The 13,379-nt window shown below is 69.3% G+C and carries 10 protein-coding genes; 1 reads left to right on the top strand and 9 read right to left on the bottom strand.

Annotated elements, in window-relative coordinates:
- Positions 1-221: 221 nt before the first annotated feature.
- From AC1RCS_RS06060 to AC1RCS_RS06045, 4 genes are all read right to left on the bottom strand, one after another.
- Positions 222-956, bottom strand: a complete 735-nt coding sequence (locus AC1RCS_RS06060; protein ID WP_492244053.1) for a TonB-dependent receptor — start codon at positions 954-956, stop codon at positions 222-224.
- Positions 957-1,173: 217 nt separating this feature from the next.
- Entirely contained in the window at positions 1,174-3,414 is a 2,241-nt protein-coding gene (locus AC1RCS_RS06055) for a TonB-dependent receptor (RefSeq protein WP_492244052.1), read from the bottom strand.
- A 34-nt stretch (positions 3,415-3,448) separates the two neighbouring features.
- A complete protein-coding gene (locus AC1RCS_RS06050; protein ID WP_492244051.1) occupies positions 3,449-3,745 on the bottom strand; it encodes a hypothetical protein in 297 nt (98 codons plus the stop codon).
- The gene (locus AC1RCS_RS06045; RefSeq protein ID WP_492244050.1) at positions 3,742-4,956 is read right to left on the bottom strand and encodes a PepSY-associated TM helix domain-containing protein; all 1,215 of its coding nucleotides are present in this window, start codon (positions 4,954-4,956) and stop codon (positions 3,742-3,744) included. Before AC1RCS_RS06045 ends, AC1RCS_RS06050 begins: the two co-directional genes overlap by 4 nt.
- A 469-nt stretch (positions 4,957-5,425) precedes the next feature.
- Between AC1RCS_RS06045 and AC1RCS_RS06040 the strand changes: the two genes are divergently transcribed.
- A complete protein-coding gene (locus AC1RCS_RS06040) occupies positions 5,426-5,974 on the top strand; it encodes a hypothetical protein (RefSeq protein WP_492244049.1) in 549 nt (182 codons plus the stop codon).
- Between the two features lie 54 nt (positions 5,975-6,028).
- On the opposite strand, the gene AC1RCS_RS06035 is transcribed toward AC1RCS_RS06040, so the two are convergent.
- The 5 genes from AC1RCS_RS06035 to AC1RCS_RS06015 all read right to left on the bottom strand — a co-directional run bounded on the left by AC1RCS_RS06035 (position 6,029) and on the right by AC1RCS_RS06015 (position 13,119).
- Complete coding sequence (locus tag AC1RCS_RS06035) at positions 6,029-8,152, bottom strand: TonB-dependent siderophore receptor (protein WP_492244048.1); 2,124 nt, start codon at positions 8,150-8,152, stop codon at positions 6,029-6,031.
- Positions 8,153-8,270: 118 nt separating this feature from the next.
- Positions 8,271-10,430 carry a TonB-dependent receptor gene (locus AC1RCS_RS06030; protein WP_492244047.1) on the bottom strand — a complete coding sequence of 720 codons (2,160 nt, stop codon included), beginning with the start codon at positions 10,428-10,430 and terminating at the stop codon, positions 8,271-8,273.
- Positions 10,431-10,648: 218 nt separating this feature from the next.
- Positions 10,649-10,981 (bottom strand): DUF3325 domain-containing protein, encoded by a 333-nt coding sequence (locus AC1RCS_RS06025; protein WP_056411776.1) that lies wholly within the window; start codon positions 10,979-10,981, stop codon positions 10,649-10,651.
- A 3-nt stretch (positions 10,982-10,984) separates the two neighbouring features.
- On the bottom strand, positions 10,985-12,763 hold the full coding sequence (locus AC1RCS_RS06020) for a PepSY-associated TM helix domain-containing protein (RefSeq protein WP_492244249.1): 1,779 nt from the start codon (positions 12,761-12,763) through the stop codon (positions 10,985-10,987).
- A gap of 47 nt (positions 12,764-12,810) precedes the next feature.
- Positions 12,811-13,119 carry a DUF3649 domain-containing protein gene (locus AC1RCS_RS06015; RefSeq protein ID WP_492244046.1) on the bottom strand — a complete coding sequence of 103 codons (309 nt, stop codon included), beginning with the start codon at positions 13,117-13,119 and terminating at the stop codon, positions 12,811-12,813.
- Positions 13,120-13,379 lie beyond the last annotated feature (260 nt).

Here is a 13,379-nt window from a genome sequence, read left to right as displayed (position 1 = left end):
GCAGCGCTCCCGCAGCGGCCGGCATGAAACTGCTGGCGTGAATGGCTGGCGTGATCGACTGGCTGTTGCAATGTGTGCCGTCGGCTCGCACTGAGGTAACTGCGCATGGCGCGGGCCAGGTGCCGTTGCGCCGGGCGACACGCAGCACCGGCGGAAACCTGGCTGCTTGCTCCGCTGCCGCACGCCACAGCGGGCGTGCAGCGGGGGGCGGCGGACTAGGCTCAGTGGGCCTTGGGTGGGGCGGGCAGGGCGGGCGACGCCATGCCGTCGGCCAGCACGAAGGTCAGCGTGGTCACGTAGCTGGCTTCGCCGTACTTCTCGCCCTGGGCTTCGCCGGGGGTCTTGTCGCTGTGCTTGACCTCGGCCACGTACTGGCCCTTCCAGGGGGTGACGAAGGTCACGGTGCCGTCTTCAGCCGCCTCGGCCTCGCGCGTCCAGCCCGAGGGGGCTGCCAGCTGCACCTTGGCCTTGGGCAGTGGCGCGCCCTTGTAGACCACCTTGAACTCGCCAGGCTTGCCGGTGGGCACCAGGTCCAGCGGCGCGGTGGGCGCCACGGCTTGCGTCAGGCCCGCCACCCAGCGGGCCGAGGGCTGCCAGTACATCGCGGGCAGGTTGCGCTTGCTGCGGTCGATCAGCGGGTAGGTGGCGGCGGCGAACAGTGTGTCGGGCGTGCCGGCCACGGTGTAGTTGAAGCCGTCCTTGCCCAGCTGGCCGTCCACGCGCTGCGCGGCGGTGCCGGTGCGCTGCTCGAGTGCGGGCACGCCCTTGAACTTGTCCAGCGAGCCTGGCGAGGTCTCGCGCAGGTTCTCGTTGAACTCGCCAAAGTGCAGGCGGGCCTGGCCGCCCGCGTTTTCCAGCCACACCTGGTGGGCGTGGGCGGTAGTGACCGCGGTGAGGGATGCACAGGCGAGCAGGGCGGCAAGCACGGGGGCCTTGTGGCGCAGGGACGAGGACATGGCAGTTTCCTTTTCGGTGGTTTCAACAAAAATCGGCGAGCACGCAGCGCTGCGCGCCCCTGGACGAGGGGGCGAGACGCGGTGCGAAAGGGAGTGGCTGCCTACGCCCGGTGGTCAGGCGCTGGGTGGCTGTGCGGCGGTGTGCAGGGTGCAGCGTCCGGATGAACGCGCCGCTGGGGCAAGGGGCTGTGGTGCAGGGTGGGGAGAGCCGGTGGCGTCAGAAGTCCACGCCCACGCTGACCGACAGCGTGCGCGGCGCACCCACCACCAGGTAGCCCGCGCCGGGGTAGCCGCCCGACGATGCCCAGTAGTTGCGGTTGGTGAGGTTGTCCACGCGGGCGCGCAGCGTCACGAGGCGGCCTTGCACCTCGGTCAGGTAGCGCACGCCCACGTCCAGGCGGTTCCAGCCGGGCACGCTGATGGTGTTGGTGGCGTTGGCATACACCGAGCCGGTGTGCACCAGGCGGCCGTCCAGCGCCAGGCCGTTCACGCCCGGCACATCCCACTCGGCGCCGATGTTGGCCTGCAGCTTGGGCACGCCGATCACGCGGCGGCCGTCGGTGCTGGCGGTGCCCGTGTTCAGCTGCTTGGCGTCGAGCCAGGTCAGGCCGCCCAGCAGGCGCAGGCCCTTGGTCGCCTCGCCCTGCACGGCCAGCTCGATGCCCTGGTGGCGGTCCTTGCCGTTGCTGCGGAAGACGTTGTCGCTGCCCACGTAGGCGCGCGGCTTGGTGGTGGAGAACAGCGCCACGCTGCCGCCAAAGCGGCCGCCGTCGAACTTCACGCCCACTTCCTTTTGCTTGGCGACGTAGGGCGACAGCATCTCGCCGCGGTTGGCGGCGGTGGAGGGCGCGGTGGCGCCCTGGCTCAGGCCTTCCACGTAGTTGCCGTACAGCGACAGGCTCTTGTCGAGCTTGTAGACGGCCGCCAGCAGCGGGCTGGTGCGGTTCTGGTCGTAGCGGTCGGTCTCGGCGGCTGTGCCGTAGGCGTAGTTGGCGATCTCCAGCTTCTGGTGGCGCAAGCCGCCGGTGAGCAGCAGGCGCTTGTCCAGCAGCGAGATGGTGTCGCCGATGGCGAAGCTGGTCAGGCGCGTGCTGCCGGTCAGGCGCGGGTCGGCCAGGTCGCCGCCACGGAATGCGCCTGCGCTGAAGCCTGGCAGCGGGCTGTACACGGGGTTGTAGAGGTTGGTGGACTGCGTGTTGGCAAAGTCCATCGCGTAAGCGTTCTTCTTGTCCGCGCTGAAGTGCGATGCCACCACCACCCACTCGTGGCCCACGCTGCCGGTCTGCAGCTTGCCGCGCAGGCCCAGCTCGCCGGTGTTGACGCTGTCCTTGCGGGTGTTGTCGAAGCGGTAGGTAGAGCCCGCGCCGGTGCTGCTGTCGCTCACCGTCAGGTTGGCCAGGGAGTTGGCCTCGGAGCTGCGGCGTGCGCCGGCCGCGGCCCAGCCGGTGATGTCCTGCGTGATGTCCCACTCGCCGCGCAGCGTGCCGAAGGTGTCGCGCTCGTTCGAATACGTCCAGGGCTGGGCGAAGTTGGTGCCGCCGTCCGGGGCCGTGGGCATCTGCGTGGCGGTGGCGCCCAGCGTCACGTTGGTGCGGGTGCTCTTGAGCTTGTGGTCCTGCCAGCCGATGTCGCCCGACAGGCGCACGTCGCGGCTGCGCCAGTCCAGCCCCACGGCTGCTAGGCCGAGCTTGACGTCTTCATGGTCCACGGCCGTGCCGCCGTTGTGGGTGGCCGCATTCACGCGGATGCCCGTGTTGCCGTCGGGACCGAATCGGCGCGCGATGTCGGCCGCCAGTTGCGTCTGCCCGCCGCTGGAGACGCCGAAGGTCACGCGGTTCAAGGGCTCGTTGGGCGCGCGCTTGGGCAGCAGGTTGATCGAGCCGCCGATGCCGCCGCCATTGGGGCTGGCACCGCTCAAGAAGGCCGATGCGCCGCGCAGCACTTCCACGCGCTCGAACAACTCGGTGGCGATGTACTGGCGCGGCAGCAGGCTGTACAGGCCGTTGTAGGCCGTGTCGTCCGAGTCCAGGATGAAGCCGCGGATGAAGTACGCCTCTTGAAAATTGCCGAAGCCGCGCGCCACGCGCACCGTGGGATCGTTCTGCAGCACGTCGCCCACGCTGCGGGCATGGCGGTCCTGAATGAACTCGTTGGTGTAGCTGGTGATGGAAAACGGCGTGTCCATCGCGTCCTTGGTGCCCAGCACGCCGGCACGGCCGCCGCGGGCCACCTGGCCGCCAGCGTAGGCCGGCGACAGGCCTTGCGCCGATGCGTCGGCACTGGCGTTCACCGTCACGGTGGACAGCGCCTTGCCTTCCGCGGCGGCGGCTGGCGCAGCCTGCTGGGCCAGTACGGCAGGCGCTGCCAGCGCGAACATCACGGCGGCGGCAATGGCCACCGGCGTGGCGGCAAAAACGGGGCGCAGCGGGGCTGGCTGGAACGATGTGGCTGGGCGCATGGTCGTGGTGTGAAAAATGAAGTTGAAGGAGGTGTCAGCGCGGCGCCGAAGTGGTGCCGCTGCTGTGGATGTCGGTGTCGACGGGGTCGCCGGCGCGGCCCGGGGTGGTCTGCGGTGCCGGGGTGTCACGGAGGGCGCGGCGTGCATGGTGTGCCTGCTGTGAAAAAGGCCATGAGAACCAGCCCATCACCGCCACCGGAACGCCCAGGCCCACCCACGACCACCAGTCGCCCCAGGTGTCGGACACCAGGGCGGTGATCAGGCCCGTGGTGGTCAGCACGCCCATCACGATGGGCCAGCCCCAGAGCGACCAGAACGGGTTCGGCTTCATGCGCGGCCCTCCGTGCGGGGCAGCGGCGTGCCGGTGCGTGCAGCTGGGATGGTGGTAGAGGCAGTGGGCAGGCCGGTAGGCGCGGGCGCGGTGGCGGCTGCGGTGGTGCTGCCCGCCTGCACGCCCTTGCGCAGCCACAGGTACAGCCCGCTGCCCAGCACGACGATGGTCGCGACGTCGAGCAGCGCCCAGATGATCTTCGTCGGCATGCCGCCGTAGTCGCCAAAGTGCAGCGGCTGCGACACCAGCAGTGCCGTCAGGTACCACGGCAGTTGCGGCGCGGCAGTGACCTGCGCGGTGCGCGCGTCCACCATCACGGGCTGCAGCAGGCGCGAGGTCAGCGGCTCGTTGCCCTTCAGGAAGAACGTGTTGTGGTGCGGGCTGGAAAACGCCGTGCCCGGGAAGGCGATGAACGACAGCTTCATGCCCGGCGCATGCGCCTGCGCGGCCTGCAGCGCCTGCTGCAGCGGCCCGCGCTCGGCCACGGGCACGGTGGGCTGGCCTTCGTACGGCTTGAGCAGGGTCGACAACTGGTCGTACTGCCAGTACTTGATCATCAGGTCGGCCCAGGTGTTGATCATGCCCGTGCCACCCACCACGAAGGCCCACACCAGCGTGACGATGCCCAGCAGGTTGTGCAGGTCGAGCCACTTCACGCGGGTGGACCGGTCCCGGCGCACCTCGCCGAACGCGAGCTTGCGCATGAAGGGCGCATACAGCACAACGCCGGTGACGATGGCCACCAGCAGCAGCAAGCCCATGAACCCCAGAAACAGCTTGCCCGCCAGGCCCGCGAACAGGTCCACATGCAGGCGGAACATGATGTACATGAAGCCCTGGTCCACCGGCCGCTGCGACAACACGGCGGCAGTGCGCGCGTCCACCGCGATGGACTTGAAGTCCTCGGTCGGCGCGGGCGTGGGCGTGAGGGTCACGAACCACAGGGCGTCGTCGTCCTCGGGCTGCGAGGCGAACTGCACCACGCGCTCGGGGTGCAGCGCCTGCGCGGCGGCCAGCACCTTGTCCAGGCTGGCGCGCGGCGTGTGGGCGGGCATGGGGGGCGCTTCGACCTCGGTGCCCAGCAGGTGGCCGATCTCGTGGTGGAAGATGAGCGGCAGGCCGGTGAGGCACAGCAGCAGCATGAAGACGGTGCACACCAGGCTGGACCACTTGTGGGTCCAGCTCCAGCGGCGCAAGGCGGTGGGGCTCATGGCGGTGTCGGAAGATAGGGGCGCGGTGTCCGCGCGCGCGCCCGGTCCCCGCGCGGCGAGCACGGGCGACGCGGCGGTGGAGATGCCACCCAGGTGGCAAAAGCAGGGGCGAATGAAGTCAAGCCAGGCAACCCGGAAACGTCGAAGGGGCGGTGGGTGCTGGCTGCAGCCGGCTGCGGGGCGCGGGCTGTGGCTTGCGGATACCTAATTTTACATTGCAAATGGGAATTATTCCTATTGTGGGGATGCGCGGGGCGCCGCGTTGTCTGGGATGAGCAACACCCGGTGGCGGGTGGGCGCGGGCAGGGGGCGCGCGCCCGTGGCATCGCGTGCAGTGCCCCGGCGCACTGGCATTGGCCGAGCCACCAAAGTGCTTGCGTGGCTATAGTGCGCGGGCGTGCCCGAACGGGTGCGTGACCGTCGCTACTACAACACTTGGCCTTCCGGCCATCACAAGACACTTTCATCCATGAAACATTGCCTTGCCCTTTGCGCCATCGCGCTGGCTGGCTGCGCTTCGCAGTACCACCCCCAACCCACCGCCGACAGCGCCACGCTGAAGATCATCGGCAACAACGCCCACTTCTTCACCGAGGCGTACGAGAACGAAGACTGCGTGCCCCACAAGGACGGCATCCGTCTGGCGACCTTCACCGGGATGACGAAGGACGTGGAGAACCCTTCCGTGGGCAAGACGGTGCAGATTCCGGCCGGCAAGCCGTTCGTGCTCTCGCACTACTACATCGATGCGCGCGTGGCCCAGAACCGGATCTGCCGGGTGACCGTGGCCTTCGTACCCGAGCGTGGCCAGAGCTACCAGACATACTTCCATGTGGAGCCGGACGTGAGCAGCTGCGATACCTTGGTGTCCGCCAGTACCGGCAGCCCGTCCATGAACGTGCCATCGTTCAAGTACGGCCGCAACCTGTGCGTGAGCGGCGAGAACCACGGGCCCGTCGCGCGCAAGGCCACACGGCTCGACTGGAAGGTGAACCTGCAGCGCGCTCCCGCACGCTGAGGCGCGGCAGCCGGCGGGCCCGGGCAGGCCCGCTGGCGGTAGCCCGCTTCCCCGTCAGTACCGCGCCTTGAGCGCCACCGTCACGCGGCGTGGCTCGCCATAGAAGTTCTGGCGCGACACGCCGGATACCTTCTCGTAGTAGGTCTTGTCCAGCAGGTTGTCCACCGACAGGTTCAACGACAGGTGGTCGTTGATCTGGTAGCCCACCTGCGCGTTGAACACCGCGTAGCCGGGCGCGTTGATGCGCAGCGCGCCGCTTTGCGCGAAGAACGCGCTGCGGTACGACATGCCTCCGCCCACGCTGAAGCCGCGCAGTGCCGGGCTGGTGAAGGCATAGCGGGTGAACAGGTTCACGCTGTGGCGCGGCGTGATGGGGCTGAACACCTGGCCCTGCTGGGCGACGGGCGCCTTCAGGTAGCGGGTGTCGTTGTAGGCGTAGCCCGCCACGATGTCCCAGCCGGGCTGTGGCTGGCCGCTGACCTCGGTCTCGAAGCCCTGCGCGCGCACCTTGCCGCCGGCGATCGATGCGTTGGTCACCACCGGGTCGGCGACAGCGCGGTTCTCGTCGATGATGCGGAACAGCGCTGCATGGGCCTGCAGGCGCTTTTGCAGGAACTCGCCCTTGACACCCAGCTCGACCTGCTTGCCCGTGCGCGGGTCGAGCAGTTGCTTGGCCGCGGTGAGCTGGGTTTGCACCACGAAGGTTTCGGCGTAGCTGGCGTAGCCGGTGTACTGCGGGTGGAAGTCCCACATCAGCGCGATGGAGGGCACGAACTGGCGGCCGGGATCGGCCGATGCCGTGACCGCGCCGGTACTGGTGCTGCGCGTCACCACCTCGGCCCACGAGAGGCGCCCCCCCGCGAGCAGCTTGACGGTGTCGGCCAGGCTGACCTGGGCCTGCCCGTACAGCGCGTTCTCGCGGCGGGTGACGATGGAGGTGAAGCCCTTGAGCGTGATGTCGGGGTACGCCAGGTCGTAGTTGGGCCGCAGCAGGTTGAAGGGCAGGGTCGGCCCGTAGATGTAGTTGCCGTCCCAGGTCCTGCCTTCGTTGTGGCTGGCGCCCACCAGCAGCTTGTGGGTGCGGCCCGCCACCTGCACCGGCGTGGCCAGGAAGGCGTCGTAGTTGCGGGTGCGCACGTGGAAGTCGCCGTCCACGGTTTCCATGGTGAAGCTGCCGTCGGCGGCCAGGGCACTGTTGGCCCGGGCCGAGCGGTAGAAGGCCGTGCGGTCGATGTCCCGCGCGGACAGGCGCACCACGCCGCCGCCGGCCAGGCGGTGCTCCAGCTCGGCGAAAACGTCGGTGGTTTCCAGGTCCTGGCGGTTGGCGCGCAGGCCGGCAAAGGAACTGCGGGGCAGGTCGGCCAGGCGGCCATCGGCATAGGTGGGCAGGCCCTGGTCGATGGCGGCGCGCACGCGCTGCTGCGCCGCGCCCACCGACACGGTGGTGGACGGGGCGATGTCCCATTCCAGCGTGCCGTAGCCCAGGCGCTTGTTGTTGAACAGCGTGTCGATGTGGCTGTCGCGGTCTTCCACCACGGCCACGGCGCGCGCGCGGATCGTGCCTTCGGCGTTCAGGCCGCCGCCCACATCCACCGTGCCGCGGCGCAGGCCGAACGAGCCCACCGCCGCGTCGGCACCGATGGCCAGTTTGGACGGGGCGCGCTTGCGCACCAGGTTCACCGTGCCGCCGGGCTCGCTCGCGCCCTGCAGCAGGCCGGCCGGGCCGCGCAGCACTTCGATGCGGTCGTACATGGCCGTATCCAGCGTGCTGTAGTTGCCTTGCGGAATGGGCACGCCGTCGAGCTGGATCGCGCCCAGATCGAACCCGCGCGACTGGAACGAGTTGTAGTTGCCAGCGCCGTCCAGCCGCGTGATGGTCATGCCGGTGCTCAGCTTGATGGCGTCCTCGACCTTGGTCAGGTTGCGGTCGTCGAGCTGCTGGCGCGTGACCACGCTGATGGACTGGGGCGTCTCGCGCGGCGTCTGCTGCAGTTTGCCCACGCTGACTTCGCGGGCGGTGTACTGGCCGCTGCCCTCGGTGGTGGCGCCGTCCGCGCCGTCGGTCACCTTGACCTCGGGCAATGCGGCCGTGGCGGCGGTGGTGGCGCCGGTCTGGGCCTGGGCTGTGGCCAGCGTGGCCAGCAGCGAGGCCGCAAGGGCCAGTGGGTGCATGCGCATGGTGCTTCTCCTCCTTGGTGTATGAAATGCTATGGTTTTGGTAGCTGCTACCGTTTGTCTATCAAGCGGTAGCAGCCATTTCTATTGAAAATTCGCAGCGGGTAGATGACCTGGCGTGTCAGAACCGTGTGCGCAGCGTCACCTGCAGTGCGCGGGGCGAGCCGGGCAGGATCAGGTTGTCGTTGCTGCCGTGGGCCGACACGTAGTACTTGCGGTTGGCCAGGTTCTTGATGTTCACGTCCAGGTCCCACTGGCCCAGCGTGTACTGCAGCGCCGCGTCGAGCGTGGTGTAGCCGGGCAGGGTGACCAGGTTGGTCAGTGACGTGAAGCGCGCGCCTACGTAGTTCACGCCGCCGCCCGCGCGCAGGCCGTGGCCCAGGTCCTTCATGGCCCACAGGAACGCGGAGTTGCGCGGCGTGAGTGCAGCCACCTTGCCCTGTGCGGCGATGGCCGCTGTGGGCGACTGCAGCGAGCCCGTGGTGGCCAGCGACCGGGTCATGCGGCCATCCAGCCACGCGTAGCCCGCGCTCACGTCCCAGCGGTCGGGCAGGCGGCCATTGGCGGTCAGCTCCAGGCCGTTGGTGCGCTGCGTGCCGACGTTGATCTGGCGCGACGGGTTGGTCGGGTCGGTGTTCTTGATGTTGGTGCGCTCGAGGTTGAAGAGCGCGCCGGTGAAGTTCAGGCGGCCGTCCAGCATGTCGAGCTTCACGCCGATCTCCTTGTTCTCGGTGATCTCGGGCTCGGCGCCGGTGGTGTTGGCAGCCAGCGCAAAGGTTTCGGCCGAGGGCTGGAACGACTTGCTGTACGACACGTAGTACGACAGCGTTTCGTTGGGCTGCCACACCAGGCCCGCGCGGGGGCTGAACTTCTTGTCGGTGCGCGAGAGGCCCGCGAGCTTGCGGTCGAACGTGGTCTCCTGCCCGAACACGTCGTAGCGGGCGCCCACCAGCGCCTTCCATTGCGGCGCCAGCGTGATCTGGTTTTGCCAGTACAGCGCGGCCGTGTCCTGCGTGGTGTGGCTGGGGATGGCGCCATCGGCCGCAAAGCTGGCGGCCGGGATGGCGGGGGCAGGGCGGTTGCCGGGGTTGAAGATCGGCACGCGGTCGGCGCCGCCCGAGACGGACTCGGCGCGCTTCTTTTGCTGGCCCAGCTCCACGCCCATCAGCCATTCCTGTTGGAAGCCGCCCAGCCGGTTGCGCCAGGTGACGTCGGTCTGGTTGAAGAAGCCTTTTTCGTCGCGCAGGACGAACGAGCGCGTGCGGCCCACCGTCAGGTTCACCGGATCGGTGGTGCCGCCGGGCAGGGTGTTGTAGCGGTCCAGCGCGTAGTCGTACAGGCGCGTGACGTTGCGCACCGACCAGTCGTCGTTGAAGCGGTGGTTCAGCGTGGCCGCGAACGATTGCATGGTGCTGGTGGTGGTGTCGTCCTGCGCGGCGTTGCTCGAGCCGTAGTACGTGCGCGGCGACACGTTGACGGGCCGGCCGTTGAGCGCCGGAATGCCGAAGTCCGTCAGGCGCTGGTCGCGGGCGTGGGTGTACTGCAGCAGCAGGTCGGTCTGCGCCGCGAGCTTGAGCGCAAGCGACGGCGCGAAGTTGTGGCGCTTGACGAACTGCTGGTCGCGGTAGCTGCCCGAGTCCTCCACCGCGGCGTTGATGCGAAAGGCCGCGGTGTCGCTGATGCCCACGTTCACATCGGCCGTGGCGCGGCGGTAGTCGAAGCTGCCCAGGCCCAGCGATGCCTCGCCCGAGGTCTCGCCGAACTTGGGCTTCTTGGTCACGCGGTTGATCAGGCCGCCCGACGAGCCGCGCCCGTACAGCACGGCGGCGGGGCCCTTCAGGACCTCCACCCGCTCGATGTCGGCCAGGTCGCGGAAGTACAGCGCATCGTCGCGCACGCCGTCGACAAACTGGTCGGCGATGGCCGTGAAGCCGCGGATCACCACCTGGTCGCGCTGGCCGTCGCCGTGGCTCATGGCCACGCCGGGCACGTTGCGCAGCACGTCTTCCATCGACCGCGCTCCCTGGTCGCGCATGAGCTGCTCGGGCACCACGTTCACGGCCTGGGGCACGTCGCGCAGCGGCGCGCTGCCCTTGGTGGCCGAAGTGCTGGCGGCGGGCGAATAGCCATCGTCGCCCGTGGTGGACTGCACCGTGACCTCGCCCAGCGTCTGCGGTGCGGTGGCCGGCGGTGGGCTCTGCGCCCACGCAGCGCTGCAAAGCGCGGCGAACAGGGCGGCCGACAGGGGCCTGAGCGTGTGGGACTGGCGGAATGCGTGCATGGTTTTTCCTATGGTGTGTGCGCAGCGCAGGTGAAGACAACCCGCACACCGGGCCTGGCGCGGGCCGGTGGTCGGCCCTGGCTGGGAGGTGTGCGAAGCGGTGAAGCGAAACGAATGCGTTGGACTGGACGGGGCAGCACGCGGTATGGACCGGGCGTGCGCAGCGCCGCTGCTGCGCCGCAGTTGCGTTCAGGCAGCCCGCACGGCGCTGGGCGCCATCACCAGCCGCCGGCCCACGCCAGCAGGCCGGCGGCCAGTGCGACGCCGGCCGCGACTGGGGTGCGCCGCGGCTGCCAGGTCACCATGGCGGTCACCGCCAGGGCCGCGACCGACAGGGCGACCGTCCAGGCCGTCACGCCCAGCGATGCAGGCACCTCGCCCGACGGCCGCGCCGCCAGCCACAGCGAGAGCGCCAGCACCAGCCAGCCGGCGCGGCGCAGGTGCATCTGGCGCCGCGCCGTGCCCTCGCGGCCCAGCGCGTCTTCGTGGTGGCGGTCCATACCCAGCGCAATGGCCGACCACGCGGCAAAACACAGCAGAAAAGCGGACATGGATCAGGCTCCCGTAGTGGAGACGTCGGGCGTGGCCGACAGCGCCGGTGCAGCGGGCTGCGGGGCGGATGCGTTGGCGGCTGCGGCGGCGTGGCGCAGTGCCTGGGACACAGCGGCCCGGCCCTTGGGAACACGACCCGGGCGCAGCCGCCATGACAGCCAGCCCAGCAGCAGACCCGTGGCCAGGAACGACAGGTCCATGCTGGCCCAGATCCATTCGCCCGAGGGCAGCGTGACGCCCAGGTGGGTGTGGGTGGTCAGCGCATTGATCAGCGGCAGGGCCGTCCACACGGCACCGGCGGCGCCCAGCGGCACGGACCAGCCCATGCGGCTCGGTCGCACCACGGCGCAGGCCAGCGCCCACAGCAGCGCGATGCCCCAGGCGCTGAAGAACCAGCCCAGCTCGGTATCGGCCCGGCCCTCGATGGCCACGGGGATCAGGCGGTTGGAGGCCACGTACACGCCACAGGCCAGCGGCAGGCCCGCGAGCGTGGCGATGTTGATGGCGGCCACCAGGCGCTCGCCAAAGGGCGCCTTGGTGCGCGCTGCAGGGGCGGCAGCGCCTTGGCGGCCGGCTTTGGTTTGCGACAGGGCGCTGCGCTTGACGGTCCACAGCACCATGCCCGTGGCGATCATCAGGCTGCCCAGCACGCCAAAGCCGAAGAGGGCCCAGCGCATGCCCACATCGGCAAAGCGCGCCAGGTGCAGCCCGTACAGCACGCCATACGTCTTGGCGGCGGGGCCCGTGGGGTCGGCCTGGTCCAGCCACTGGCCGGTGGTGGCGTCGAACAACAGGCGCGGCGGGCGGTACTGCAGGCGGTCGCCCTCGTGGCGCGTGACCTCGACCACGGCGCGGCCCTTGGCATCGCGGCGCGCCTGCAGGCTGCCGATGCGCCCGCCGTCCCAGCGGGTGCGTGCTTCGGTCAGGATGGGCTGCAGCGCGATGGCGGGCAGGGGCTCCACCTTGTCGTTTGCGCCGCGGCGGGGGCGGCCCTCGGCCTTCTCGCCCTGCAGGTCGGCAAAGTACGCGTTGGAGTCCACGCCTTTTTCATTCTTGTACGTGGTGGCGATGCCGGCGGGCATGTACAGCGTGTGGAAGATCATCAGCCCGCTGAAGGTGATCATCAGGTAGAACGGCAGCACCAGCACGCCGGTGACATTGTGCGCATCCAGCCAGGCGCGCTGCCCGCCCTTGGTGGGGCGGAAGGTGAAGAAGTCCTTGAAGATGCGGCGGTGCGTGATCACGCCCGTGATCAGCGCGACGAACATCAGCATCGTGGCCACGCCCACCACCCAGCGGCCTTCGAGGGTCCAGCGGCCCTTCTGGGCCGTGCGCAGCTCGAAGTGAAAGCGGTAGAAGAAGTCGCCGCCCATGGTCTGGCGCGCCTCGATGGCTTCGCCGGTCTGCGGGTTCATGCGCAGCGTCTCGAACCGGCCGTTGCCGGTGCCGCGCCACAGCAGGTTGACGGCTGGGTCGCGCTCGTCGGGCAGGTGCATGATCCACTGCGTGACCTCGGGCGACTTGCGCTGCAATGCGTCCAGCGACTTCTGGGCCACCTGCGCATCCGCCGCGGGCAGGCCGTGCATCTCGGGGCGCATCCACAGGTTGAACTCGTTCTTGAAGAACGACAGCGTGCCGGTGAGGAAGATCGCAAACAGCAGCCAGCCCAGGATCAGCCCGGCCCAGGTGTGCAGCCACGACATCGCCTGGCGAAAGCCTTCTCGGTCGTTGGGTGTCCTGGCGGCTTTGGCCTTGGCGTTGACCGGGGCAGCCGTGGGCATGCCCGCTGTCATGTCTGCGGACGCGTCGGGTGTCAGTGTGGTGGCGTTCATGCGGCGGCCTTCATCCATTGCGGCGCCATGGCGCAGGCGCCCAGTACCAGCGCGGGCAGCAGGGTGCCTGCCCATGCACCGAGGGCGGTGCGGGCATAGAAAGCCCAGCCCGCGGCCATGGCGTAGGCCAGCCAGGCCAGCATGGTGGCCGTGAGCACGGCCTCGACCCGCGGCATGAACTGCGCCAGCCCCAGCGACAACGCGGCCGCGAACCCCGCCGCCAGCGCATAGCCGCCTCCGATGGCCGCCACGGCGCGGGAGGTGATGGCCAGCCGGTAGCGCCAGTCGACACGCGCGGTCTTCATGGCGTGCCAGCCGGGGCGCGGCTGTCAGCAGGTGATCCGGGCGATCGGAAAGAAGCGGAGGCCCCGGGCAGGCAGGGGCTGGCGGTGCGGCGCAGCATCAGGAAGGCTCCAGGCAGGTTTGGACACAACAAACGTACAAACGCTGGCTGCAGCGGGGCAGGGCCCGGCTGACTGGCTGGCTAGGTATTCAGGGAATCAATCACGGCACCCGGGCGCAACGCGCACTCCATGCCATCAGGTCTGGGGAAGAGGTGGGCAGG

The organism is Acidovorax sp. GW823-FHT01C06 (genome assembly GCF_058798375.1).
This window is presented reverse-complemented; position numbering and strand designations above follow the sequence as displayed.

Excerpts from the sequence above, each read along its gene's own strand:
- AC1RCS_RS06030 (WP_492244047.1), bottom strand. The coding sequence starts at position 10,430 with ATGCACGCATTCCGCCAGTCCCACACGCTCAGGCCCCTGTCGGCCGCC.
- AC1RCS_RS06045 (WP_492244050.1), bottom strand. The coding sequence starts at position 4,956 with ATGAGCCCCACCGCCTTGCGCCGCTGGAGCTGGACCCACAAGTGGTCC.
- AC1RCS_RS06040 (WP_492244049.1), top strand. The coding sequence starts at position 5,426 with ATGAAACATTGCCTTGCCCTTTGCGCCATCGCGCTGGCTGGCTGCGCT.
- AC1RCS_RS06050 (WP_492244051.1), bottom strand. The coding sequence starts at position 3,745 with ATGAAGCCGAACCCGTTCTGGTCGCTCTGGGGCTGGCCCATCGTGATG.
- AC1RCS_RS06055 (WP_492244052.1), bottom strand. The coding sequence starts at position 3,414 with ATGCGCCCAGCCACATCGTTCCAGCCAGCCCCGCTGCGCCCCGTTTTT.
- AC1RCS_RS06025 (WP_056411776.1), bottom strand. The coding sequence starts at position 10,981 with ATGTCCGCTTTTCTGCTGTGTTTTGCCGCGTGGTCGGCCATTGCGCTG.
- AC1RCS_RS06015 (WP_492244046.1), bottom strand. The coding sequence starts at position 13,119 with ATGAAGACCGCGCGTGTCGACTGGCGCTACCGGCTGGCCATCACCTCC.
- AC1RCS_RS06020 (WP_492244249.1), bottom strand. The coding sequence starts at position 12,763 with ATGCCCACGGCTGCCCCGGTCAACGCCAAGGCCAAAGCCGCCAGGACA.
- AC1RCS_RS06035 (WP_492244048.1), bottom strand. The coding sequence starts at position 8,152 with ATGCGCATGCACCCACTGGCCCTTGCGGCCTCGCTGCTGGCCACGCTG.
- AC1RCS_RS06060 (WP_492244053.1), bottom strand. The coding sequence starts at position 956 with ATGTCCTCGTCCCTGCGCCACAAGGCCCCCGTGCTTGCCGCCCTGCTC.